Annotated in this window: 29 protein-coding genes and 1 other annotated feature; of the genes, 4 read left to right on the top strand and 25 right to left on the bottom strand. The window is 40.8% G+C overall.

What is annotated here, in order from left to right:
• Positions 1–65: 65 nt before the first annotated feature.
• The 15 genes from CSV73_RS05940 to CSV73_RS05870 all read right to left on the bottom strand — a co-directional run bounded on the left by CSV73_RS05940 (position 66) and on the right by CSV73_RS05870 (position 14,237).
• Complete coding sequence (locus tag CSV73_RS05940; RefSeq protein ID WP_099626859.1) at positions 66–692, bottom strand: hypothetical protein; 627 nt, start codon at positions 690–692, stop codon at positions 66–68.
• Positions 693–783: 91 nt separating this feature from the next.
• Positions 784–1,539 carry a prepilin peptidase gene (locus CSV73_RS05935; RefSeq protein ID WP_099626858.1) on the bottom strand — a complete coding sequence of 252 codons (756 nt, stop codon included), beginning with the start codon at positions 1,537–1,539 and terminating at the stop codon, positions 784–786.
• 11 nt (positions 1,540–1,550) lie between these two features.
• Positions 1,551–2,237 carry a hypothetical protein gene (locus tag CSV73_RS05930; RefSeq protein ID WP_085131034.1) on the bottom strand — a complete coding sequence of 229 codons (687 nt, stop codon included), beginning with the start codon at positions 2,235–2,237 and terminating at the stop codon, positions 1,551–1,553.
• Positions 2,230–2,931, bottom strand: coding sequence for a PilN domain-containing protein (locus CSV73_RS05925; RefSeq protein ID WP_099626857.1), 702 nt, complete (start codon positions 2,929–2,931; stop codon positions 2,230–2,232). Before CSV73_RS05925 ends, CSV73_RS05930 begins: the two co-directional genes overlap by 8 nt.
• Position 2,932: 1 nt before the next feature.
• Entirely contained in the window at positions 2,933–3,925 is a 993-nt protein-coding gene (pilM, locus tag CSV73_RS05920; protein WP_099626856.1) for a type IV pilus biogenesis protein PilM, read from the bottom strand.
• Between the two features lie 181 nt (positions 3,926–4,106).
• Positions 4,107–4,547, bottom strand: coding sequence for a type II secretion system protein (locus tag CSV73_RS05915; protein WP_233202841.1), 441 nt, complete (start codon positions 4,545–4,547; stop codon positions 4,107–4,109).
• A gap of 94 nt (positions 4,548–4,641) precedes the next feature.
• Complete coding sequence (locus tag CSV73_RS05910) at positions 4,642–5,097, bottom strand: type II secretion system protein (protein WP_099626854.1); 456 nt, start codon at positions 5,095–5,097, stop codon at positions 4,642–4,644.
• Between the two features lie 118 nt (positions 5,098–5,215).
• Positions 5,216–6,427 carry a type II secretion system F family protein gene (locus CSV73_RS05905; RefSeq protein ID WP_099626853.1) on the bottom strand — a complete coding sequence of 404 codons (1,212 nt, stop codon included), beginning with the start codon at positions 6,425–6,427 and terminating at the stop codon, positions 5,216–5,218.
• Positions 6,428–6,429: 2 nt separating this feature from the next.
• Entirely contained in the window at positions 6,430–7,467 is a 1,038-nt protein-coding gene (locus tag CSV73_RS05900) for a type IV pilus twitching motility protein PilT (RefSeq protein ID WP_099626852.1), read from the bottom strand.
• An 11-nt stretch (positions 7,468–7,478) separates the two neighbouring features.
• Positions 7,479–9,146 carry a GspE/PulE family protein gene (locus tag CSV73_RS05895; RefSeq protein WP_099626851.1) on the bottom strand — a complete coding sequence of 556 codons (1,668 nt, stop codon included), beginning with the start codon at positions 9,144–9,146 and terminating at the stop codon, positions 7,479–7,481.
• A gap of 15 nt (positions 9,147–9,161) precedes the next feature.
• Complete coding sequence (locus CSV73_RS05890; protein ID WP_099626850.1) at positions 9,162–10,613, bottom strand: VanW family protein; 1,452 nt, start codon at positions 10,611–10,613, stop codon at positions 9,162–9,164.
• 25 nt (positions 10,614–10,638) lie between these two features.
• A complete protein-coding gene (locus CSV73_RS05885; protein WP_099626849.1) occupies positions 10,639–11,991 on the bottom strand; it encodes a hypothetical protein in 1,353 nt (450 codons plus the stop codon).
• Positions 11,992–12,007: 16 nt separating this feature from the next.
• Positions 12,008–12,472 (bottom strand): prepilin-type N-terminal cleavage/methylation domain-containing protein, encoded by a 465-nt coding sequence (locus CSV73_RS05880; RefSeq protein WP_483315707.1) that lies wholly within the window; start codon positions 12,470–12,472, stop codon positions 12,008–12,010.
• A 13-nt stretch (positions 12,473–12,485) separates the two neighbouring features.
• Entirely contained in the window at positions 12,486–12,926 is a 441-nt protein-coding gene (locus CSV73_RS05875; protein ID WP_158232291.1) for a PulJ/GspJ family protein, read from the bottom strand.
• A gap of 99 nt (positions 12,927–13,025) precedes the next feature.
• On the bottom strand, positions 13,026–14,237 hold the full coding sequence (locus CSV73_RS05870) for a bifunctional folylpolyglutamate synthase/dihydrofolate synthase (RefSeq protein ID WP_099626846.1): 1,212 nt from the start codon (positions 14,235–14,237) through the stop codon (positions 13,026–13,028).
• A gap of 61 nt (positions 14,238–14,298) precedes the next feature.
• Between CSV73_RS05870 and CSV73_RS05865 the strand changes: the two genes are divergently transcribed.
• From CSV73_RS05865 to CSV73_RS05855, 3 genes are read left to right on the top strand one after another with little or no spacing between them, the layout of a single operon-like run.
• The gene (locus CSV73_RS05865) at positions 14,299–15,165 is read left to right on the top strand and encodes an ATP-grasp domain-containing protein (RefSeq protein WP_085131046.1); all 867 of its coding nucleotides are present in this window, start codon (positions 14,299–14,301) and stop codon (positions 15,163–15,165) included.
• Complete coding sequence (locus CSV73_RS05860; protein ID WP_099626845.1) at positions 15,162–15,947, top strand: ATP-grasp domain-containing protein; 786 nt, start codon at positions 15,162–15,164, stop codon at positions 15,945–15,947. Before CSV73_RS05865 ends, CSV73_RS05860 begins: the two co-directional genes overlap by 4 nt.
• Entirely contained in the window at positions 15,947–16,861 is a 915-nt protein-coding gene (locus CSV73_RS05855) for an MBL fold metallo-hydrolase (protein WP_099626844.1), read from the top strand. The genes CSV73_RS05860 and CSV73_RS05855 overlap by 1 nt, the downstream gene beginning before the upstream one ends.
• 79 nt (positions 16,862–16,940) lie before the next feature.
• On the opposite strand, the gene CSV73_RS16435 is transcribed toward CSV73_RS05855, so the two are convergent.
• Entirely contained in the window at positions 16,941–17,108 is a 168-nt protein-coding gene (locus CSV73_RS16435) for a hypothetical protein (RefSeq protein WP_157111216.1), read from the bottom strand.
• 60 nt (positions 17,109–17,168) lie between these two features.
• Here CSV73_RS16435 and CSV73_RS05850 point away from each other — a divergent pair, with 60 nt between their 5' ends.
• Positions 17,169–17,327, top strand: a complete 159-nt coding sequence (locus CSV73_RS05850; RefSeq protein WP_199092968.1) for a hypothetical protein — start codon at positions 17,169–17,171, stop codon at positions 17,325–17,327.
• Between the two features lie 107 nt (positions 17,328–17,434).
• Here the strand turns inward: CSV73_RS05850 and CSV73_RS05845 are convergent, their stop codons facing one another.
• The 9 genes from CSV73_RS05845 to CSV73_RS05800 form a co-directional block, all read right to left on the bottom strand.
• Entirely contained in the window at positions 17,435–18,031 is a 597-nt protein-coding gene (locus CSV73_RS05845) for a dienelactone hydrolase family protein (protein ID WP_099626843.1), read from the bottom strand.
• Between the two features lie 150 nt (positions 18,032–18,181).
• Complete coding sequence (locus CSV73_RS05840) at positions 18,182–18,493, bottom strand: hypothetical protein (protein WP_099626842.1); 312 nt, start codon at positions 18,491–18,493, stop codon at positions 18,182–18,184.
• Between the two features lie 249 nt (positions 18,494–18,742).
• A complete protein-coding gene (locus CSV73_RS05835) occupies positions 18,743–19,774 on the bottom strand; it encodes a S66 family peptidase (RefSeq protein WP_099626841.1) in 1,032 nt (343 codons plus the stop codon).
• 58 nt (positions 19,775–19,832) lie between these two features.
• Positions 19,833–20,429, bottom strand: coding sequence for a class I SAM-dependent DNA methyltransferase (locus CSV73_RS05830; protein ID WP_099626840.1), 597 nt, complete (start codon positions 20,427–20,429; stop codon positions 19,833–19,835).
• A 74-nt stretch (positions 20,430–20,503) separates the two neighbouring features.
• Positions 20,504–20,854 carry a hypothetical protein gene (locus tag CSV73_RS05825; protein ID WP_099626839.1) on the bottom strand — a complete coding sequence of 117 codons (351 nt, stop codon included), beginning with the start codon at positions 20,852–20,854 and terminating at the stop codon, positions 20,504–20,506.
• Between the two features lie 39 nt (positions 20,855–20,893).
• A complete protein-coding gene (locus tag CSV73_RS05820; protein WP_099626838.1) occupies positions 20,894–21,148 on the bottom strand; it encodes a hypothetical protein in 255 nt (84 codons plus the stop codon).
• A 21-nt stretch (positions 21,149–21,169) separates the two neighbouring features.
• Positions 21,170–21,655 (bottom strand): GNAT family N-acetyltransferase, encoded by a 486-nt coding sequence (locus tag CSV73_RS05815; protein WP_099626837.1) that lies wholly within the window; start codon positions 21,653–21,655, stop codon positions 21,170–21,172.
• 223 nt (positions 21,656–21,878) lie between these two features.
• A complete protein-coding gene (locus tag CSV73_RS05810) occupies positions 21,879–24,524 on the bottom strand; it encodes a valine--tRNA ligase (RefSeq protein ID WP_099626836.1) in 2,646 nt (881 codons plus the stop codon).
• 53 nt (positions 24,525–24,577) lie between these two features.
• Positions 24,578–24,797, bottom strand: a binding site (T-box leader).
• 227 nt (positions 24,798–25,024) lie between these two features.
• Positions 25,025–25,648 carry a hypothetical protein gene (locus tag CSV73_RS05800; protein ID WP_085131058.1) on the bottom strand — a complete coding sequence of 208 codons (624 nt, stop codon included), beginning with the start codon at positions 25,646–25,648 and terminating at the stop codon, positions 25,025–25,027.
• Positions 25,649–25,768 lie beyond the last annotated feature (120 nt).

Here is a 25,768-nt window from a genome sequence, read left to right as displayed (position 1 = left end):
TAGTGTACGCTATTCTACGCGATTTGAAAAAAGGGTAAAATTCAATTCTTCCCCCTTATAATGGGTCAAAATTGAATTTTGAAGCATGGGTCTTGGTTCGTATAATGTGCCAACAGATGTAGTCTCGCGACAGAGGAATCCTTCGTAAACGCAGTGATAGCAGTCACTTTCTTTGCAAAGTCTCCTTCGTTTTTCGCTTCTTTGCCATCCTTGGACAATTCAATTTTCGATAGATCCTCCGCGAACAAGGCATTTTTCACCGATCCGGCATCTGCAGACTTGCAAGTGCCAGGTACGACTGTGATTCTTTTCTTGAATGCGTCTTCGCCTTCCTTCAAAATTACATCACTCTCTTTCAACCAGACCGCTCCCCAGACGTAGAACTGCTCTCCCGCTGGCACGATAGCCGTACTCGCGAGACTCGGATTCTCCGCTACGAAATCCGCTGCTGCCTGCTGACTGGAAAACACGCCATGCTGTTTGACAAACATTGTCTCCCCGCCCTCTGTCGCGCCTCCCTTCTCCTCTGATTTCGGCCCATTCGTCGCCACCGTTTCATTCGCCTTGTCCTTTTTCCCTCCCGTAGTCGATATCGTCAGCCCGATCACTAGTACTGCGACCAAACCGATCGCTACTCCTTGCACTAACGCCCGAATCACAATGTTCTTTGAATACGTCCTGCGGAAATTCATTCCATCACTCCACTAGTTTTCTTCCACCTTATCAAAATGAACGTAAAAAAAGACGAGACTGTTGTCGTCTCGTCCATAAACATTTACCGATTTAGTTCAACAAAGCTGTATACCAACTGACAAGCTGCGCGCCATAGAAATAAGCAATGAGTGCAGCGACCGCAATAGAAGGACCGAATGGTACAGGTGTTTTACGTCCTTGCTTCGTCTTTTTTAAGAAGATCAGTCCGACAATCGCACCTATTAGCGAAGCGAGAAACAGCGTGATTAACGTCTGCATCGTCCCGAGTACTAGGCCAATAACGAAAAATAACTTAATATCGCCACCGCCCATACCGCCATTCGACACGATCGCAATTAACAGCAACAAACCAAACCCTACTGCCGCTCCAAGCAAGCTATCCCACCCAGGCGACAGCGGACTGACAAAGCGCAAGATGAAAATCGCAATACCAAACGGCAACAAAATTTTATTCGGAATCAACATATACTTTAAATCAGATACCGTTAAAATAACCAACATTGAAATAAATAGCAGTGCTATGACGAGTTCCCACTGAAATCCGAAGTGTAAGTACGCATAGACGAACAGCACACCCGTGATCAACTCCATAACGGGATAGAGAGCACTGATTTTCTCTTTACACCCTCTGCATTTCCCACGCAAAAACACGTAAGATAAAACCGGTACCAGATCCACTGCCGTCAAATCACGAGCGCACGTCGTACAGTGAGATGGTGGCGACACGACGGATTCCTTCAAAGGCACACGCATGCCGACGACGTTAAAGAACGAGCCAAACGTAATACCGTAAAGGAAGAAAAAACTACTATAAAGCCATTCCATGAATTGCCTCCTTACTCCGCTTTCTCAGTACCTGTCATTTTATTAATCGTCGTTGGATCGAATTTCGATGCAGGTGGCGGGGCATCTACTTTCGGTGCCTCATTTTGCAAATTGACAAGATCCGGACGGAAGTACGCATGCAATGAAATGACGACTTTCATTTCACCGATATCCGACTCCTCTTCCGTTTTCTCTGCAGTTGCTTCAAATTGAATCGCCTCTACATTTATCAATCGAATCATTTCTTCCATCTCGTAAATGAACGTATCGACTTGCTTGTATGTATCTGCAGCGAGTGTCACTTCCATCAAAACGGTTTCAAGATTTTGTACATGTTCAGGCAGTAGTTCTATATCGAATACTTCTTTAGAAAAATTAATTTCTTCTATTCGACTATTGGACTTTACTTCCGCCTTCTCTAGACGAATCAGTAAAGCATCTTCTAACGGAATGACAGGCACGATTTTTTGAAGCGGTGCAGACGTTACGGTTTCATTTGAATCTCTATTTGCCAATTGTTTTTGTAATGAAAACAGCACATCACGTTCTGAAGCAAACTGGGTCGCCGTCTGATCCTTCATTTCTCTCGCTGGCAAGTAGACGTTCGTCACCGTGTAATAGACAAGCGCAATAAGGAAAATGGAAGCCAATACGACTAAACCGATTTCCATCTGTCGTTTAGATAGATATTTATTCAACCGGATCGCCTCCTTCCGTATTCGCATCTATAGGAGGTTGCGATTCTTCAGGTGTAGGTTCTGCTTGCTCTTCTGCCGGAGCTTCCTCTTGTGGCTCTTCAATCGCATTTGGGTCTACTTCTGCATCTGTACTTGGGAGCGCACGGTCATCAACAAACTGAATGAAATAGGTAGCGAAATATCTAGGCAAGACATTCTCCCGCTCACCGACGTCCAGTTTTTCCGTCTCAATCCCTTCAAACGTCGCATCAATTACTAACGACGAAGCTTTCAATCGGGTTAAATAGAGCGCAGACTCCATCAAGTCATCAAACTGTACTTTCAATGTCACTTCGTTAGGTGCAGTGAAAGTTAGTTCTTGGAAAAACCCCCGATCAGGCAAGGCTTTCGCAAGATCCTCTAAAAGGGGTTGTGTTTTATATTGATACCCTTTCAAGAACTCTACCGTCGCTGCTAATTGTTCTTTTTCCTGTCCGAATGCAGATAAACGCATCTGGGACGTTATACTTTCTTGTTGTTTCTGTATTTCGTACGTGGATTGTTGCAACTTTTGAGCCTCATCATCATATTTTTGAGCGATGAAATAAAGCACAATCCAGGTAAGAAAAGCGACTGAAAGAATCGCAACCGCTATCCAAAGAAAAGTAGCTTTCTCACGGATCTTTTCCGGCAGTAGATTTATATCAACTAACATATTACACCTCTTCTTTCAGCGCCAGGCCAATCACTCGGTGGTAATCCGCAGTAATCTCGGTTCCGTCCACACAACTAATCGGCTCTTTCACTAAGGGAAGTGCTTCGATTGCTAAACGTTCTCGTACCATCTGCAATAATTGTTCTTGTTGTGTATATGTACCATTCCACACTAGATGAGTAATAGTGGAATCATTCTCCGCCAAATTAAAGCGATAGAAGTTCGCTAACTTCTCGAGTTCCATGACAATTGTAAGTGGCTCAACCTGCCGCTCCAACTCTTCGCCCGTTGCCATGCTGAGCGGTACTTCCAGTTCCATCGAGCGAATGAACAACGGATAATGTGAATAGAAAATAGACACAGTCAGACTACGACCGTGCAAATCAGCAAGGAGAATATGTTCCGATCCCTCAAAGTGGTGCACATGATGTGCCAGACGATACAGGGAAAGCGGTGCAATATCCGCCACAACAGGCTCCAATTTCACTGACTTCAGCACTTCCTCATAGGTCTGCATAATACTTTCTTTAGACGCAATTAAAATCGCTTCATTCTGCAATTTATTAGCTGTATAAGGAACGACATCAAATACCGGATCGTCAAACGGCAAATAAATCGTCGAACCAATCTCGATAAAGAAATGGCTTTTCAGCTCTTCATCCTCCACCGTGTCGGGATACGCAACACGTCGGATGATGACATATGTATCGGGCGCAAGAAACGCCACGTCACGCTTTGCAAGACTCCAATCTTTCACAACCTCCGTCAGAACATCGCGGAGCTTGTCCTCTTCGGCTATTCGGCCGTCTTGGATAACGTGTTCGGGTAGCAGCATCTCTTTTGCTGTTTCTAGGACGATTGGATCCAGAGACTTTATTCGCACGTACCGAACTGCGTCATCGTCAAGAGTTAATGAGTGGACACGTTTCTTACGGCCGAATGTAGGAATAGAAAGTTTGGAAAGTGGGCGTGTAAAATTAGATAAAATCGACATAAATGAACTCCTTTCGGACGAGAGTAAGCAAGGACTTTAGTTATTTCTTCCTAACTTACTAGTTATGGTAAGTATAGCAAATGTGCTGTGAGAAGGAAAGATTGGTAGTGGGATGATTAATATACAGAAAAATACTCTTAGAAATATGGAGCTAGATTATAGAAAGAGACATAAAAAATAATCAGGAAGGTACCTCCTGATTATTTTCTCCACATGCTTTGCTTCCTACATTAATATCGTTTCCAGAGTTTACGATTTCTTCAGCTGTTGCATCATAAAAGATAACTTTACTTTTATCTAGTGCGGAAGCGCAAATTCTGGCGGGAGTGACATTCGTTACAAATGAGGTACTGTTTAAATATCCACCGTCTTCCATGTAACCCTGTGCTACTAGGTTAGGTATCGATGCCGTTTCCCATTCGTACTGGATGTTATTCTCAAGAAAGTACAACTGAGCGGCTTCCAGCACAACGATTGCTTCACTCTTTATAGCTTTGTTGTGACTATTCTTAACTATTTTACCGATTGCGGGTACTGCGATTGCAGCAATGATTCCTAAAATAACTATTACTGCGAGAAGTTCGATTAACGTAAGACCCCTCTGAGATTTTATGGATTTCATGTAACTCATCAGCCCCTCAACAGTTCTATTTTAAAAGGCGGGAGGCAAGTTATTAAGCGCCTACCGCCTTTTAAATTTGTAATCTTATTTAAGATCAAGGTGATGTTACTGCACCAGAAATATTTTTATCATTTGCTGTACTACCTTTTGTTTTATCTGTATTAATAGTTTCAACAGTTGCTGACGTAAATGTCACTTTTTTACCGCCTGCATACTCCCCAGTAGTACCACTAATTGAAACAACGTTATTAGCTGACTTAGCTATTGTCATACCATCAGTCAGTTTTCCTTTGCCGTCAAGATAACCACCATCCACAAGTGTCTTCACAGTAACATCTTTAGCATTTTGATCCTCTGCATATAATAGATTAGCTGAATTCAAAGCATTCAACGCATCCGACTTAACCGCATTATACTTCGTGTTCTCAATAATATTCCCAATAGCCGGCACCGCAATCGCAGCAATAATCCCCAAAATAACGATAACTGCAAGCAGTTCGACAAGCGTCAAACCTTTTTGATTTAATTTCTTCTGCATAAACTTTTTCATATCATTTCCCCCTCTTGTTTTTTCTTACTCTATGAGTATAGTATACCAGAGGCACTAGGAGATTAACACTAGTTTAATAGAAAAAAAACTAAAATATAGTTAACTTTTGTTAATTCTGTTACAAACTATCTATCTGCTCAAACATGCTAAACATCGGCAACATGATTGCTAAAACTATAGTCCCGACTACCGCCGCTAAAAAAACAATCATTAAAGGCTCTATCAAAGCCTTTAAGCGGTCTGTAGCTGCTTCTACTTCTTTCTCATAAAAATCCGCAACTTTGACCAACATAGAGTCTAAAGAACCAGTCTCTTCTCCAATTGCAATCATATGAGGAATTAACGGTGGGAATGCCCAGTGATTTAACATAGGTTCCGTCAAGGATCCGCCTCGTTCCATTGATACTCTAGACTCACCAATCACTTTTGAAATAACTTCATTTCCCACAACTCTTTCCGTCATGGACAATGCCTGTAAAATTGGTACAGAGCTTGAAAACATGGAGCTTAATGTGCGCGTCATCATAGCGAGTGAAGACTTTTGTGCAATGCTACCAAATATAGGTAGTCTTAACAAGATTGTATCTAAAATGTATTTTCCCTTCGGATTGCTTCTGAACAATACATACCCCACAACTAAAACTGAAACAATAAGAATTAACAAGTACCAGTAGTTTTCAATCCATTCACTCGCTGCCATTACAGCGCGAGTTAGCCAAGGTAATTGCCCCCCCACGCTATCAAACATATCAACAAACATTGGTACGACGAACCATAAAAGAAAAATAACTACTGCAATAGCTATTATTCCAACTACGACTGGATATGCCATAGCAGACGTAACTTTCTGTCTCGTACGATACGCTTTTTCGAAATGCTCCGCTAGTTGATCCAATGATTCATCAACTGTACCTGAAACCTCTCCTGCCGCCACCATGTTCAAAATCAATGGTTCGAACACTTTGGGATGTTTTCCAAAAGCTATGGATAACGCGGTTCCTGTACGTAGATCTTCCTGAACTGCAGTCAAAATCTTTCGAAAAGTCGCCTGCTCCACTTGCATCGATAAAATCCTCACCGCATCCACAATCGTAACCCCCGCTTGAAGAAGCGTAGAAAACTGTCGCAAGAACATAATCAATTGATCCCGCTTAACCGGACTACCAATCGTAATATCTTTCGTCAGCATCGTTTCTTTCTGTTCGACAAGACTGACCACACGAATCCCTTGCTCTTTAAGCTTAATCGCCGCATCTCGCTTATTCGTAGCGGTCACCGTACCACGGCGAATTGCTTTCGCATCTCGCCCTTCATATGTAAAACGAGCCACTCTTAATCATCCCCTTGCATAAACGGCAATGCAGCTTCATACGAAATGATTCTCTGTTCCATCAAATTCTTTACGGAGTGATCCATCATATGCATTCCAAGCGCACGGCTAGTCTGAATGACGTTCGGTATCTGGTGAATCTTCTCAGATCGTATTAGGTTAGACACAGCGGGATTATTAATCATAATCTCTGTCGCCGCACGTCTTCCTTTTTTATCCATCGTCTGGAATAAACGCTGGGAAACGACTGCCTTTAAAACACCTGCCAACTGCACACGAATTTGCGCTTGTTGCCCATGAGGAAATACGTCTATAATTCTATCGATTGTCGAAGCGGCACTCCATGTATGTAAAGTCGCGAGGACTAAGTGGCCTGTTTCCGCAGCGGTAATAGCCGTAGAAATCGTCTCCAAATCACGCATCTCACCTACTAATATGACATCCGGATCTTGACGCAAAGCAGCACGTAAGCCATCCGCAAACGACAGCGTATCAAAACCGACTTCTCGTTGATCGATAATAGAAGTACCGTGCGCATGCATATACTCAATTGGATCTTCTAATGTAATAATATGCTTTCGCATCGTTTCATTCATATAACGAATCATTGCCGCGAGTGTCGTAGACTTACCTGAACCCGTTGGCCCCGTTACTAAAATTAGGCCTTGGGCTGTGTCAGACAAGCTCTTCAATGTTCCCGGCATATTTAAATCATCAATCGTAGGGATTTTGGTAGGAATCGTCCGAAATGCTAATGAAATCGCACCGCGTTGTTGGAATGCGTTGACACGAAAACGAGAAACACCAGCGATTTCATATGAATAATCAATCTGTCCAGCTTCTTTAAACGCTGGAATCATCTTTTCTGGAATCGTTTGATGGGCAATTTCTTTTGTATCTTCTTCAGTCATAACGGTTTCACCGAATCGTTTCAAGTCACCATGAACTCGGAAAACCGGGGGCACGCCAACAGTTAAATGAATATCCGACGCTTTGATCGTAAAGGCTTCAGTTAGTAATCGATCAATTCTTTCAGTCACCTCAAACACTCCTAATCTATCAAGGCCACTCTCAACACTTCTTCAGTAGTTGTAATGCCTTGCTTCACTTTTTCCAAACCATCATCTATCAGGAATATCGTTTTGCTTCTCTGTGCAATATCACGGAATACTGTAGGTGCTGCGTTACCATTAATCGCATCGCGCATTTCCGCGTTAATGACCAATACTTCATGTATCGCAATCCGCCCACGATATCCTGTCATATTACATGCAGGACAACCGGAACCGCGATGGATCGTCTCTATCGTTTTACCACGTTTAGCAAAAATCTCTTTTTCACGATCAGTCGCTTGCTGTGTGGTACCACAGTCTCGACAAACACGACGAATTAATCGTTGAGCTACGATCGCATTGAGTGAGGCAGTCAAAAGGAAAGGCTCCACCCCCATATCCAGCAATCGTGATATCGATGCAACTGAGTCATTCGTATGAATGGTGCTCAATACTAAGTGTCCCGTCAACGATGCACGGATCGCGATTTCCACTGTTTCTTTATCCCGGATTTCCCCGACCATGACAATATCAGGATCTTGTCGCAAAATAGAACGTAAACCTGTCGCAAACGTTAATCCCACATTAGCATTCACTTGAATCTGATTAATTCCTTCCAGCTGATACTCGACAGGATCTTCTATCGTAATAATATTTACTTCTTCACTATTCAATCGATTCAAAGCTGCGTATAACGTAGATGATTTACCCGAACCAGTGGGGCCCGAAATCAACACGATACCATTCGGCTTTTCAATTTCTTTAAGGAAACGCTCTAAATTCGTTGGACCAAAACCGAGCTTCGTCATATCATTCAATGAGCTGCTCAAGTCCAAAATACGCATTACGACTTTTTCACCAAAAACTGTCGGTAAAGTCGATAACCGTAAGTCGATCGGACGGAAATCAATCATTACTTTGATGCGCCCATCCTGTGGCATGCGTGATTCCGTAATGTTCAAATTTCCCATGATTTTGATTCGGGCTAGAAGCATTGACTGCATATGCTTCGGTATGACCCGTTCAGTCTGCAGTTTCCCATCAATTCTAAAGCGGATGATGACTTGATGTTCTTGAGGATCAATATGAATATCACTGGACTTCATAGAAACTGCACTAGAAATAATCTGGTTCACTAGACGCACAACTGGAGAATCATTATCAACGATATCCTCTTGTTGTTCTGTCTGACTTGCAGCGGTTTCCGGTTCTTCAAACAGCAAGTCATCAAATAATTCATCATCATAATATCTAGTAATCGTTCGATTAATATCATCTTTAGACGCAATCGCAGTTTCGATATGGAAACCTGTGGATAGGCGTAAGTCTTCAATCGTGTTGTAATCCATTGGGTCTGCCATCGCAACGAATAATTTATCTCCATCTTTTTTCAACGGAACAATCATCTTCTGCTTCGCTAAACCTTTAGGAACTATATTAAACAACTTCGGATCAAACGGATAACGGAACAAGTTGACGTGAGGAATTCCGAGCTGGAACTCCAACACTTCAATCAACTGTTGCTCCGTAATATACCCGCGCTGCAATAACGCATCACCAAGTCGCTCATCGCGCGATTTTTCTTTCAACGTACTCATTAACTGCTCGTCCGTCAGCAAGCCGGATTCTATTAATAAATCCCCAAGACGTTTTCTAGTTGTCGCCATCTGCACCCTCCTCTATCAATCAATCGGATTACCATTTTTGTCGACTTCAATAAGATTACCACCTTTATCGTAATCATATTTCACATCATCTTTCCCATTAGAACCATTCGAGTTACTTGAACTATTTCCATTACCTGATCCACCGCTATTCGTACCATTACTTGAAGAAGAGCCGGTAGTACCCGATCCGCCACCATTTGAAGTAGACGATCCATTTCCGTTAGATGAATTAGACGGCTTATCTGTGGATCCATTACCTGAAAAGTTTCCGTCAGTATGGCTAGAATTACTATCTACATCACTAGTAGGAACTTTCTCCACTACTTTTTCTAAACTATGTCGTTCAATAATTGGTTTCGGTGCATAGAAATCAATCGACACGTCTTCAATTTCTTCCAATGAACCATTCAAAAGAATATTCCGTTTAACCGCAACTTCCATGCCTTTCTTGCCTGTATCCACTACTTCAACCGCACCTGCATTTACAAATGCGCTATAACGAATAACCGTTTTAGGATCATACTTCGTGATTTTCTCTACCTCAGTATCGTAACGATGCACAAATGGTAGACCTTCAACCGACAGCTCCAATTGAGAACCATTCCAGTCCGTACGAATCGTGAAGACTGTTTGATTAGGGTTCGTGAACAGGAAATCCAAATCGAGCTTACGATTGATCGCTGCTTCAAATCCTGGTTCAACGCCCACTGGTAATTCAGAAGAAATATTTCGTTCATCTATTACCCAATTCGTCTGCAATGCCGCTTTATACAAAAGGGAAGCCATAATAGTCATCTGTAAATCTGTCGCACTAGCAGACTCTTTACCACTCAAATATTCACGGAATGAAAACGTAGAATTCGGCTGAATCTCTAAACCATTCAAGTCTTCCATTACTAAACGCAAACCTTTTGCTAGTTCATCCACTTCATATGTAGCAGAAGCAATGACTTGTTTCTGCTCGTATACTTCAGGTATAAAACTCGCTATATATACTTGCTGTGGCATAATACCACTCCGTAGCTGAACTTCTAGTTGTGCAGCTATTTTCTCCACATCTTCTTCACTGAATGAAAGCGAATTAAAATTTTGTTTCATCACCGTACGTAGCCCTTCGCGGGAAACATTTGCGATTAATGAATTATCCACTCCACTTTTTGCTTCGTTTAGTGTTGCATCTGGATCGAAACTTACTACATCTGCTGGAACATCTACTTGAAGATCTTGCACAATCAATTGCACGGACAAGTTCTGTTCAAGCTCTAAAAAATTATTTACTAGCTTCTCTTTCGCATCTTTACGATTATGCTTTGATATGTCAAACGGCCCTGCATATGTGTGTTTACTAAACTTTTTAAAGTTTGAGAGGAAGCCGTCGCCTGCGTAAGCTTGTTGGGCGAAAATTGCGGAGCCTACAAGTAGTAGAGTGCCTAGAAAAAGGAATATTTTGTATATGTTTGGTTTCAATAGTTATCGCCTCGCAATGTCATATCTAGTTTTTGTAATATTCTACTTCTATTTCGGGCTTCTCCCAAACAGGTTCAATTAAATTGGGTGTATCCGGATTAGTTGAAGAGTTACCACTACTCTCGCAATTTTCAAACAAGATACTAGGATTACTTTTATAATCCGATTCTTTAATAGCGATATACCGGCTATCGTTTATAGGATAATTTTTTGTGCCGTCTCGTAATACAAAATAAATTTTACTTGTAGAATCAATTGTTATTTGATTCAAATAAACATTTCCACCTACGCAAACTTTCGAATTATTTGTTATGGATTGTTTCCCCGAATTGGGTTCCCAGTTGCCTTTAACTGCGAGGGTACTTGACGAATTGATATTCACTTGTTTCTTAGGAACAAAATTACCTCGAATACCGATAAAACTTCTATTTAATTCAGCATGTTCAACTATGAAATGACCGAGAGACAGGAGATGAAGTGAATCTGTATTGTTCATATTCTTCACTGAAATATTGCCTTTAGCGTATACATTGATATTCTTCATTTTATTCATGTTGAATGGACCGATCTCGCCTTCGAGATAAATAGAAGTATTCTTATAGTCCATTCCAAGGTTACCGTTATTACCTTTTACAGCATTAACGGCGAAATATATAGCTGGACCCTTAAAGTTGGTAATATTTTCAACATCTGTTTCTAAACAAGCATTCACTGAAGGACATTTTACAGTGGGTTTATTGATAAAAGGTAGTTTTCCGGTCTCAAACCAGTCTAATTTTTCAACTCCACTACCTTGCTGCCCCGATCCCCCAGCTTCGGTTTGATCTACGTTGAATTCTGGCATAACAAAACTTAGTGTGAATTCCAAAGGTTTGTCAGTTGTATTATATTTACCAAAGATCTCTCCAGTAATCTTTACCGAATATGTGGAAATATCTTTTTTTACACTGATTGAGCCTTTAGTAAATTTGTAACTTTCCCCAGCTAAATCAACTGGAGTGATAGTATGATTATTCAACTGTTTCCATAGTTCATCTATAGCATCTATTCTTTTTTGCTTCGCCATGTTCCTAATAGCTTCTGGTTTATTGGGTTCTTTACTATTATTTATTTGTGCTTTCTCTGCTAAAAATTTATCGTTATACATCTTCCAAATGCCCGTTTTAACAGAATTATATTTATTTGTATAACTCCATTTATAATAATCTACGCCCATTTCAGCCGCCATATATGCTAGATTATTCGAATCAACAATCTTTTCTTGCTTCGCATTACTAATTGAACCTCTCATAAACAGAGCACTTGTGATCATGATAAGGACAATTGCAAATAAAACAATTACCAATGCATACCCGTTCTCATTCTCTCGATTGTTCATAGTTATCAACCTTTCATCAGGAAGATCTTTTATATCTGGATGCTATTAGTGGAAAGGTAATACTTAACTTAGTATTTTCTGGAGAAATTATTTTAAATTTCTCAATCTCCAAATCTTCGAAATCTGCTTCAATATCATATCGAACCCCTTCTGGTGATATCATTTGATCACCCATACTGTATATAAAACCCTCACTAATGCTAAATCTTTTTCTATCTTGAGATTTTTCAATCTGACAATTTTCTACACTGACGTTATTAGGTGTAATGACAAATTCGTATTCTTTACAGGTACGATGAATTCTAAGAATTTCAGTAGAAATATAATTACCCTCTTGCTGTAACCTTAATTTATTGGTTTCTAAAACACTGGAGCGTGAACTAATAGATATTGTTGTCCATATCAAACCGGTAACCAGAGTCACCAACAAGAGTGTAGCTAACACTTCGACGAGTGTCATTCCCTGTTCATTTTGTTTGATGATAAGCCCTCCTTTAATCTACAGTTTTTTTCATGTAACCGAATGTTTCACTAATTTCACGCTCTCCTTTAAATACGGCAATATGAATTCGATACAATTCGACCTCACCTTTTTGTGTTGTAGGCAAGTCGGATTTCTTTTTACAGGTTACACGATATGTGAAAATAGGTTCTTTCTTATGGCTGTATTCAAAAACAATATGTCCGGGCTTTGTTACGAAATCCTCTTTAATATTCTCCAAATCATCATTTCTATTTAAAGGTAAAGGATTTTCCTTCCAAACTAGCAATTCTTTTTTTGCTAGACTAATCGTTTCTAACTTTGCTTCAGTTTTTGAATTTAAATTACTCATCTGAGGAAATATCGTCATAAAGCTAATAAAAATAATACCAAGTATAGTTAGTGCGGCTAATATTTCAACCATCGTGAAGCCTTTATCATTTTCATACTTCATGACAACATTCTCTCCTCTATTAACATTCATCATTTTATCCTACTAAAACTAAATACCTTACTATAAACATAAAAGTCTATAAAACTAACTTTATTAAGCCTATTGTCTCATTAAACTACTTAATAAGTAAAGAGAGCCAACAACTACCTTTATGTATTTTTTCGAACATTTTACATCCACTTCTTCAAATGAAATCACACGACTTGCCTCTATAGGACAAACCGCTTGCAAATCCTCCGCTTTCGCAGCCTGTGCATGCGGAAAATCCACAAACGTAAAACTATTCGCAAGTGGTGCTAAAATCTCCAACGTAGCTTGATAGTCTTTCGTATTCAACATCCCCACAACCCAGTCCACTTTCTCTCCTGGAAATTGCTCCTTGATCGTACGTACTAACATACGCGCGGCCGCAGGATTGTGAGCCCCGTCCATATAAACGTGATCTGCAAGCTTTTGGAATCTAAACGGCAAAGCTACATTGGCTATAGCTTTAGCCACATGATCTTGTTTCAATGGCACTCCCGCCATTGACAAAGCTTCTAGAGCAACAGCCAAATTAATCGCTTGATGTGGCCCTTTCATGTTACGCTCGGGAATCTCAAATGTAGACATACCACTGAAGATTTCAGTAGTCTCTTGTTTCATTGTGAATTCTTCGTCATATGCGCGCACCAAACTTTTATTCGTCTTCGCCACTGCCAAGACAACCTCTTTCGCTTCTTGTAGCAATTCTCCTATAACGACTGGAATATACGGCTTAATAATGCCCGCTTTATGTGCGGCAATCTTTTCAACTGTATCTCCAAGAAATCCCGTATGATCTAGCGCAATCGATGTAATGACCGAGACTAAAGGTGTCACAACGTTCGTGCTGTCGTATTTACCACCCATCCCCGTCTCAAGTAAAACATAATCAGGTTCTGCGTTACGGAACGCCAAAAACGCCGCCGCCGTCAGCAATTCAAAGTCCGTCAGCATCCCACTTAATCCTGCTGCTCTCATTTCTTCAAACACATACTCTAATTCCTCATGAGTAATCGGTTTCCCATTGATCCGAATTTGATCATGTACATCCAGTATGGCGGGTGAAGAAAATACGCCAGTCTTAAATCCATGCGCTTGTAAAACTGCTTCCATTACCGCAATCGTCGAACCTTTACCGTTCGTACCTGCCACATGAATAATTCGCAAATCTTTCTCCGGGTTCAAGACATTCGCCAAAGCCTCTTCTATCGCATCCAATCCCGGTTTAATCTCGTCATCACTCATTATGTCAAATTGTTTTTTATATTCATCAAGTTTTGGAATCAAAGAAAATCCTCCTGTGCTAAAATTAAGTTATAGATCTAGTATAGCAAAGGTGGCGTTAGGATTGAAAAGTTGTTGGGTGATTTATAATGGTAGTTTAACGAGTGATAAATTCGCTGATCAAGCGCGGCTTGTGCAGGAGGCGGCAGAGCGAGCCGGAGTACAGGCGACGATCTTAAAAAATTATGAAGTGCTGATGGACGCGCAAAATCAGATAAAAGATGCTCCTGATTTTGTCGTTTTCCTCGATAAAGATACATTGCTTGCACAGTATTTAAAAAATGTGGGAATCCCTATCTTCAATGATCCTGAAGTTATTGAAACATGTGATAATAAAGCCAAGCAGTATCTTGAACTTGCAAAGCATGGTGTCGCGATGCCGAAGACAATCATCGCACCGAAGGTTTATCCAAATTTCACGATTACGGATAGCGGTTATTACGAGAATGTCCTTGAAACGCTTGGCTTGCCTATGATTATTAAAGAAGGTCATGGCTCATTTGGTATGAAAGTGTATTTGATCGAGACGAATCAAGCTTTCTACGAGAAAGTCGATGAGTTGCGTGGCGTAGATTATGTCTTTCAAGAGTTCATTGAGACGAGTAGAGGGCGGGACTTACGCGTCAATATAGTCGGCGATCAGGTCATCGCGGCCATGTATCGCCATTCAGAGACAGATTTCCGAGCGAACATTACGAACGGTGGTGTAGCTGAAGTGGTGGAATTGACTTCCGCACAAAAAACACTCGCTATGGAAGCAGCAAAAGCAGTTGGTGCGGAATTCGCTGGAGTGGATTTATTATTCGGTGTGGATGAACAACCTCTCGTTTGTGAAGTTAACGGCGCAGCGCATATCCGGAACCTCTTGAACGTCACCGGTATCAACGTCGCGGATGCAATGATTGCGTACATATTGGAGAAGATTAAATGAAAGGCGCAGTCTACTATAACGTGAAGGAAGTAAAGAGGAATCAAGCATTTATCGACGATCTTTTGAAAGAAGCAAAATACTTAGATATCGAATTGAAGTTAATCACTGATTCACCTACCGAGCCACTAGATTTCATTTTATTCCGAGATCGTGACCCTAATTTAACTTTGAAACTGGAACAAGCAGGTTATCGCATGTTTAATCGGGCGGGTGTGCAGAAAATCGCTAATGATAAACTGCGCACATTTGAACTTGCTACTCTACTTGGCATTTCCGTCGTCCCCACATTCAGAGCGGACCAACTTCCTACGTTGCCTTTTGTACTGAAAACTCGCGGAGGCCATGGTGGTAGCGAAGTATTTCTATGTGAATCTGTACAACAAACTGAGGATATTCTAAATCAGTTCGATCACAATGAACTAATCGCGCAGCCCTTCATCGAATCGAATGCAACAGATGTTCGAGTATTCATGCTCGGCAATGAAGTATTAGGTGCTGTAAAACGATCTGGGGCGAAAGATTCGTTCAAATCCAACTTCACTTTAGGTGGCACAGTTGAAAAATATACGTTGAACGACACTGAAACCAATCAAGTTCAAACGATTTCCCGGGCAATTTCTAGTGACTATATTGGCATTGATTTCATACTTCCAATTACAGGCGGCTGGTTATTGAATGAAATAGAGGATCCCGTTGGCGCCCGTTCACTCTATCAAACACACGATTTTTCAGTTGCCAAGAAATTATTGGAGTATGTCAAAAATCAATTGGGTGTTGAATGATGAGAAAACGCTATACTAATTTGGATGACGTAGATACGAGTAAATCAGTTAGAGAAATGATTCGTTGGCAGAAAGAACGTAATGAAAAAAAGAAAGATTTACGGATCGTAATCGAACAAGCACCGACTAAAGAAATAGAAAAGCTCGTAGCCAATCGATCCGAAGCAACCATTACTTGGATTGGGCACTCCACATTTTTGATTCAAATTAGCGGCCTTAATGTGATTACTGATCCAGTTTGGGCAAAACGGATGGGATTTCAGAATCGATTAACGGAACCAGGAATTGCACTAGATGAATTGCCAGAGATTGACGTTGTGGTTATTTCACACGGACATTATGATCATTTGGACTTCGGCACGATCAAACACCTAAAAGGCAAACCTATATATTTTGTTCCTGTTGGCTTACGGAGAAAGTTCCAAATTAGAGGAATTAAAAAGGTCATCGAAGCAGAATGGTTTGATTCATTTGTGTTTGAAGGCCTGAAATTCTCGTTCGTTCCTGCGCAACATTGGACGAAACGGACATTGACGGATACGAATACTTCTCATTGGGGTGGCTGGATTATCGAAAGTGCTGAGCAATCGATTTATTTCGTTGGAGATACGGGATATTTCCGTGGATTTTCAAAGATAGCGGAGCAATTCACTATTAACACGGTGATCATGCCGATCGGGGCGTATGAGCCAGAATGGTTTATGAAGGAAAGTCACCTCACACCTGAGGATGCAGTGAAAGGTTTTTTGGAGGTAGCTGGTCAAACATTTATACCGATGCATTATGGAACTTATCATTTAGCTGACGATACTGGACCAGAAGCGCTTGAAAGACTGAATGCTGAGTGGAACAGATTGCAGTTAAATGAAGATCAATTAAAGAAGTTGCTTATTGGCGAGACGTTATGGTTATAAAAAATAGAGACTACCGCAGAAAGTCATTTCACAATGATTTTTTGTGACAGTCTCTTTTAAGCAAGGGGTTGAAATCCATTTAATCTCTAGCATTGGATTTAGCAAAGAAAGCCGTCATGAGTGATAAAAAGATTGGTACAATACTCCATAAAAGAAATTTCCAATTACTCGTTACCAATGATAAAACCAAGAAAAACATGAATGCTAGAATCGCAATAATAACAGCGTGCTTTTGAATTTCTTTCATTTTCTATCCTCTATCTAATAGTGCTACTGCCACAACAAGGTCAAAAAGAAATCCCAATACTTGAAGCACATCCAAGAGGAAGTAAAACTTACGATTGAAGAAGTAGATAATGAACGTTTTATCTCAAGTGATCACCCGATGACAAAAAAACATTATATATCTTTTATTGCCTTCGCTACTGGTAATCAAGTTCAAATCATCAAACAGGATCCTGAGTGATATTTCCAAACACGCCTACCAAAACGAAAACACGGCACTTTATTTTGGTACAATACCTAGTTCGGTTTGTTATATCAATTTATTTAAAATGTAAAAAGTGCTTCTCTCTATCCATTATCTCTGAAGAAGTCTATCGTTTGGTTACAGGTGATATAAGCCAATTCTTCATTGTATGCAAAAGCGTAGGGATCACTAAATCCGTGTAGACCTTCATACATAAATACATCTACGTTCGGCTTCTCTAGTTTCAAAAGCATTTCATTGACATCAAATGACTTCTCAGCATTTGGAAAATACAATAACGTCGGACAAGTTGGATTAACACCTACATAATCCCGAATTCGCGATCCATAGTATCCAATGATCCCATCAACGCATTCTTCCTCACTGCATAGCCAAGCAATTGTCGCCCCCACACTAAATCCAAGGATAAATACTTTTACATACCGATTTTTCATATCCATTAGTAGCTCTTTAACCTTATGTGCGCTATTTTCAAAACCTGCACGGTCCATGAAGTTTCCATAAGCTAACTCTTCCTGCGAATAATCAAAAGGAATTTCCTGCGGTATCAGATTGGGACAGATCACATCGAAGCCTATCTCAGACAACGATTCACAAATGTCTTTCATAAATTGATTTATTCCGTAGATTTCATGAAGAACTATGATACAAGTTTCAGAAGTAGATTTCTTTTCAATCATTCATTTTCTCCTCACGTAATTCATCCTCATATCCACTCACGAAACTGGTTTACTAAAAGTTACTGATTCCATTATGAATATGGCTACAAGCGCTGATCCTACTTTTTTCATCATATCGAAACCCTCTTTTCTAGATCGTGCCCTGTACAATTATATTTCTTCTTTATTACCATAACTCTCATAAGCAAAATATCCACCTAATAAACCTAATGAAGCACCTAAACTAAAGGCAAATCCTAACGAAATAGGAGAAATCATACTGATTAGTAAACCCACTATACAACCGGCCAACATTCCAAGGGGTATCAAACTATCCAACAATGTCTGAGAACTCTTCGATTTTTTCTTAGGCATCGCACCTTGCTTCGTTTTCTGACCCAGTCTCTTAATGACAAATACCACAATAAAGCCCGCTATTATAATCGGTAATACTATGCCTAGAATTTCGATAATTGTTTGCATAACTATTCTCCTCTTTATCAGCACCTATAATTATATTATGTAAACTAGAATGAAAGATTTTTAATTTTTCTTAGTATAAAATTTATCCGAATCCCACTCGATATTCACCGTAGTCAATTCTTCTTTATCAGGTATTCCATATTATTTATTAGCGTAACAAGTGAAGACATGATCCCATTTCGCTTTGCAGAGCACATTGTGGATGCGATTGCTGATCTGTAAAAATTAAAAAATCATTTATCTACTTTTTCACATAACTCCACTCTCAAGAATCGAAAACGTCTTTTTGTTGCAATCGATCTCCGCCATCGCCCCATACGGTAAAATAAACTTAGGTTCCGTATGACCAAAGTTCAAATTATATAAAATAGGTAGTTGCTCCAACTGATACTCTTTCATCACTTTAAGAATTTCCACTTTATATTCCTTATAATATTTCTCATCTTGCGGTTTTCCAAAAATAATTCCATTCGCTTTTTGCAAAATTCCTTGCGCAGCATAATTTCTTAGCCAGTATCGAATCAAATTAGGGGCAGGTTTTTCTTCTGATGTTTCAAAGAACAGGATACTATCATTCCAGTACTCTGTATCCGGCCAAAGTTCCGTCCCTTTCGCAAACTCCAACACTTCCATACAGCCACCGATCAGTCTGCCTTTTACAGTACCGGAACCTTGAAGCAACTCATAACCCGTATTTTGATTCATCGTGCGACGTATATGTTTATTCGGTTCAATCCATTCCAACCGCTCACTTGTCCAACTTTCGGCAGGTTCAATCTCACCGATTATTTCATTGGAAAAGAGAGTCCGGTTTACCATTTCGACTGTATAAGGGTTCATCTCCACATTTTCGGCGAAGTCCGTTAAAATAGCCGGCCCGTAGAAAGAGGAAATACCTGCCTTATGGCAAAATAAATGAGATATCGTGACATCAGAGTATCCGATGAATATCTTCGGATTGTTTTGTATTACTGTAAAGTCCACATAAGGAAGCAAGCGAATACTGTCTTCTCCTCCGATATTCGCAAAAATCGCTTTAATGGAAGGGTCGCGAAATGCCGTCATCAGATCTTCAGCACGCGCTTTGGGGTTCTGATAAAGAGAGTCGGCTCCCTTTAAACTGTTTGGCATCGGAACTACTTTCAATCCAAAGACTTCCTCTAGCCTTTTTACACCTTGTTCATAACGCCACTTAAGCTCCGGTTCACCCGCGCCTCCCCATGACGGACTTACCGTCGCGACTGTATCTCCTCGTTGAAGTATAGTAGGTTTTGTCAGCATATGGAGCCTCCTTTTGATTGTCTTTCCTAACAATGTTAAACTTTCCTGTTTTCACACATCACTTGATACCGGTTGATATAAACATCGTGGCATCCTCGTTTACGAAAATATTGTTTCCGCTATAGAAGTTTCTAATTTCAATATGGATAAAACCTACTTCTGTTAACAACTGCTTCAACTCTTCATGTACAAAACCATTATGAACTTTAGGATGATTCACTTTATCATTTTTCTCAAAATCGATAATAATTAATTTACCGCCATCAGTGAGAGCATTATATAATTCTTGTACGATCTTTTTGGTATCCGGAACATGTAGAAGAACAAATGATACTAACACAATATCTGCCTGAAGTGTCGGACTTTCCTGAGTGAAATCAGTATAAAGAACTTTTGCATTTGTAATATCATTGCGAGAAATTTTAGCCTGTGCTACTTCCAACATCTGCTGTGATGAATCTACTAGCAAAATTGACTCCACCAAGTCCGATAATGCTAAACCAACGAGTCCTGTACCGCTTCCATAATCAATTAATGTTTTGGAACGACTGTGTTGTATTTCAGGCTTTACTTCTTTCACTACTATCTTGGCTAATTCCTGCCGTTCTGCAGTATCATACCTTTTTGCCATTTGCTCGAAAAGATTTTCCTCCATGCTTCACTCTCCAAATTCATTTCTCTATCCTCTTTAATATATGTGCGTTGCAACTTTCAGGGGAAAGCGCATCTTTATTCTCCTATTTGTAATAAATATCTTTTTTCCACTTGCATATAGTCCACAATTAACACATCATCGCGTTCATTTGTCGCATAGATCTCGGCTCCGTCAGGGACATGCTTCGCCATGCCTTCAGAAACCTCACCAAGCTTGTCCCCTTTAGTCAATTTTTCAAATTCAGTCCAGTCAATATTTGTTTTATACACCTTGCCGTCATACTCCAACAAATCAGCAGTCGGATCTTGTTTCAATACTTGTTTCTTCGTTAAATATCCACCCTCTTGCTCCCCGGGGCTACCAGCACAAGCCACCAATGCACCTGATAAAATCAGCATCAATAAAATAATCGCGAAACGCTTCATCGTATACCACCTGACTTTCAGTTCTGATACAGTAATGCACTACATCATAGAAGCTTTGATATAAATATAAACAATAAACACTACAGGAATGAATGTGATGAGTAATCCGATAGCCCGTCCCTTTTTCATCAATTGCAAGACGAGACCAATTGCCCAAATAGCTGCTAAACCAAGTATCATGAAATTATTGGTGGAACCTTCCCCCATACCGCTGATTCCAAAACCTACTACACTATTTATTATTACGAATACACCCGTAAGTAGATTCACTGCAATCCATATGATCCGTTTCAATAATCTTCCACCCCATTTCAATCAAATCACCAACACCATCTGAACCGTCTTCATTAGATGCCCAGCGAAATCCTCATCAAATTCTTTCACCACTTTAAATCCTTTCGCTTCATAAAACTGCAGTCCTATCCTATTTTCTTTCTCCACCTCTACTATAATTTCCGTTGAGTCTACAAGCTCATCCATACCTCTCTTTAACAATGCTGTCCCCATACCTTTGCGCTGTTCGTCGGGATAAAAATATATCGCGCGCAGTTCCACTCTGCCTGTTTCATCCGCAGGGGAAAAATCTACAAATCCAGCTACTTCACCCGCAGTCTCTGCAACCCACATATGTGAAGTTCCCAAACGCTTCTTCAGCATCTCGTCACTATACGCCACCCGAAGAAAATCATCCTGTATCTCCCGGGGAATAATCGCCGCATACGTAGCACGCCAACTTTCCACCGCGATATCACGCACTTTCACAATATCCTTTTCCCTCATCTCGCGAACAAAAAAATCCATATACACCCTCCTACTTATGTTCTAAATATTATGAATTCAATTATACCCATAACTATCCAGTAATACTATCCATAGGGTATTACTGGATGTTATTAAGATTATTTTTGGAGAGTAAATTTTGACTTCAGTTTGGGTTTAAACTATTTCTTCTTCCCACACAATGCAAAAAGCCCACTCAACAGCATCACACTGTCGAATGGGCTTTAACTATCTATAGACCAATTTAAATCTCCTTCAGTTCAGCAATACGACGCTCAACTGCCGCATACTTCTCCAAATAATCCTTCTCTTTGGCACGCTCTTCCTCAACAACCGACTCAGGCGCTTTGGCAGTAAATCGTTCATTCGACAACTTGCCCTGAACCCGCTTCACTTCACCTTGCCACTTGCCAAGCTCTTTCGTCAAACGAGCCAACTCTTCCTCAATATCAATCAATCCCTCAAGTGGTAAGTACAACTCTGCACCTGTCACGACGGCTGACATTGTCTTACCTGGCGCATTCACCTTCACACCAATTGTCAGCGTCTCTGGATTACAGAATCGCTCCAAATAGTTACGGTTCTCTTCAAGTACCGCCACTGTCTTCTCGTCTTTAGCTGAAATATACAAATCGACTTTACGACTCATCGGTGTATTTACTTCTGCACGGATATTGCGTACTGATTTGATGATATCCATCAATAATTTCATATCTGAAGCACGAGACTTGTCCATGATTGCCGTATCTACTTCAGGCCACTTCGCCACTGTGATGGACTCCCCTTCATGGGGAAGGTTCTGCCAAATCTCTTCTGTAATGAAAGGCATCAATGGATGCAATAAACGCATCGTTTGATCCAGAACATGTGCAAGAACCGAACGTGTCATTTTTTTCGCCGCTTCGTCTTCACCGTATAGTGGCAATTTCGCCATTTCGATATACCAGTCACAGAAGTCATCCCAGATGAAGTTATATAACGCGCGGCCCATTTCACCGAATTCATACCGGTCAGCCAAGCTAGTTACCGATTCAATTGTTTCATTCAGACGAGTTAAAATCCATGCATCTGCAACAGATTTCTTTCCTGACAAATCAATTTCCTCATACTTCATACCGTCCATATTCATTAATGCGAAACGGGAAGCGTTCCAAATTTTATTGGCAAAGTTCCAGATTGCTTCTACTTTTTCTGTAGAGTAACGTAGATCTTGTCCTGGTGAAGAACCAGTTGCCAAGAAGTAACGCAATGCATCTGCACCATACTGCTCAATTACGTCCATTGGATCTACACCGTTGCCGAGAGATTTAGACATTTTTCGTCCTTCTTCCGCGCGTACTAATCCGTGGATTAAGACATCCTTGAATGGACGCTCTTCCGTGAATTCGAGAGCTTGGAAGATCATGCGGGACACCCAAAAGAAGATAATATCATATCCTGTAACAAGGGCATCTGTTGGGTAATATTTTTTGAACGTTTCGCTGTCAACGTCTGGCCAGCCCATAGTTGAAAACGGCCATAAGGCAGATGAGAACCAAGTATCTAGTACATCATTGTCCTGAGTCCAGTTTTCTTCATCAGCCGGAGCTTCTTGACCCACATAAATTTCACCTGTCGTGTTATGATACCAAGCCGGAATTCGGTGGCCCCACCATAGTTGACGAGAAATGCACCAGTCATGGACATTTTCCATCCATCCTAAGTAAGTTTTCTCGAAACGTTCAGGAACAAACGTCACTTTTTCTTCTTCGTTTTTCTGCAGTTTGATTGCTTGCTCAGCAAGTGGCTGCATATTGACGAACCATTGTGTAGATAAATACGGCTCCACTACTGCGCCACTTCGTTCCGAGTGTCCGACAGAGTGCATATGATCTTCAATTTCAAATAGCACATTCATTTCTTGTAGGTCTTTGACGATTTGCTTACGGCATTCGAAACGATCCATGCCTTCATACTTGCCTGCTAATTTATTCATCGTACCGTCTTCATTCATGACGAGCACGCGTGGCAAGTTGTGACGGTTACCTATTTCAAAGTCATTCGGGTCATGTGCTGGTGTAATTTTCACTGCACCGCTTCCAAAGTCCATTTCGACGTAGTCATCCGCTACGATCGGAATCTCACGTCCTACGATTGGCAATTTGACCATCTTTCCGATTAAATGCTGGTAGCGTTCGTCATCGGGGTGAACTGCAACAGCTGTATCACCGAGCATCGTTTCGGGACGTGTTGTCGCTATTTCAATCGATCCTGTGCCATCTGCCAATGGGTAACGCATATGATAGAATGCACCTTGCACATCTTTATGAATAACTTCAATATCAGATATCGCTGTCTTCGTTGCAGGATCCCAGTTGATGATATACTCTCCGCGGTAGATAAGCTTTTTCTCATACAACTTAACGAATACTTCACGTACTGCTTTTGACAATCCTTCATCCAAAGTAAAGCGCTCTTGTGAGTAATCAAGAGCCAGACCAAGCTTCGCCCACTGAGCACGGATATGGCTCGCGTATTCTTCTTTCCACTTCCATGTTTCTTGTACGAAATTTTCGCGTCCAAGATCATAACGCGTTTTGCCATCAGCGCGAAGTTTTTCCTCTACTCTCGCTTGTGTTGCAATTCCAGCGTGGTCCATTCCCGGCAACCACAGTGCGTCATAGCCTTGCATACGCTTCATGCGGATGAGCATATCCTGTAAAGTCGTATCCCATGCGTGTCCCAAATGAAGTTTCCCTGTGACGTTCGGTGGTGGGATAACAATTGTATACGGTTCTTTTTCGCTTTTTACATCCGATTCAAAATACTTACCTTCAAGCCACCATTCATAACGTCCTTTTTCAACTGCCTGCGGATCGTATTTGGTCGGCATCGTCAATTCGTCAGTCATTTCATTTCCTCCTTCAAATAAAAAGGGATACAAAAAAGCCCCACTCATCCCGGTAAAAGGACGAAGGAGCTCGTGGTACCACCTTTATTTATGAACGCTAAAAAAGCATTACATCTTCATGATTGGGTAACGGTCTACACCGGTTCCTGCTACTTACATTTCACAAAAACTGCTCATAGGGGACTTCCATATGCGGTTTCCAGGTACGTTCCACCAATCGCACCCTCTCTAAAGAAAACAGTTCACATGTACTTTCCTACTCTTCGCATTTATATTCATATACCCACTATTATAAGCGAAACATGTAGAGTCCGTCAACTGAATAGTAGTCTATAGAGAAAGGATGGTGAATTATGAGAAGAGGTTATAATCCCTACCTATTGCCGCCGTGGCTTCGGAAAACAAGATTTTACTGCAAAGGCTGTATCATTCCATTAACCGTGTTTCAGTTGATTCGATTACTAATTGTCCCGACCACTGGTGACTTTTTATTATTTTGCTTATTCGCTGCTTTGTCCTTCTGCTTCTACAAAAACATTATTTGAATGGAAGATCTTTCTCGTTATATCGTCATCCATCTCGGCGATGTATAAGAGAAAGTCTTCCATTTCATTATTTACTTGCTCAACTGCACGATCTGCATTGGCGAGAAACTCCAAATGGGATGTCGATGCAGCTACGAACTGTGATGCTGCGGGCTCTTCTTCAATTGCAACCGGTTCTTGTACAGGCTCTTCCTTTTTCAATTGAACGGTCCACTCAAGTTTCAATCCTCCATCTTCCAGTGATGAAGATTTGATGTCTTGCACTTCAAGTTGCAAATCGCCATCGAGTTCTACTGGTAGATCAACATTCAAAGGCACAGCATATTCAAAATACCCTTTATTGTTTTCTACTTCTACGTCATTAATGACTAATACATCTTCAGGTGCCAATTCTACTTGTTTATCTGCATCAAATACAACGTTTGCTGCAATATGATAGATCCCTTGCAAACGAATTGCTTCTTCTGTACGCTCTTCTGTAAACCCTGGTGTCACCTTTACCTCAGCCGATTCAGCAAATGCCCCGTACTCAACAGGGAAATAAAAAGACTCTTGCAATGTCCATTGATGCGTCGTCATTTTCGCTTCACTCCTTTTCTTAACTCAGGCTACTATATGAAGAAATGAGGCAGTTTAGAAGTGATGCATAGCGTAGAGTGTGAATAAAGTGATCGCAACAGCGCTACCTCCCGCAAAGTA

Source organism: Sporosarcina sp. P1 (genome assembly GCF_002743155.1).
Taxonomy (GTDB): Bacteria; Bacillota; Bacilli; order Bacillales_A; family Planococcaceae; genus Sporosarcina; species Sporosarcina ureae_B.
Note: the sequence above shows the minus strand (reverse complement) of the source record. Positions and strands in the feature narration are given on the sequence as shown.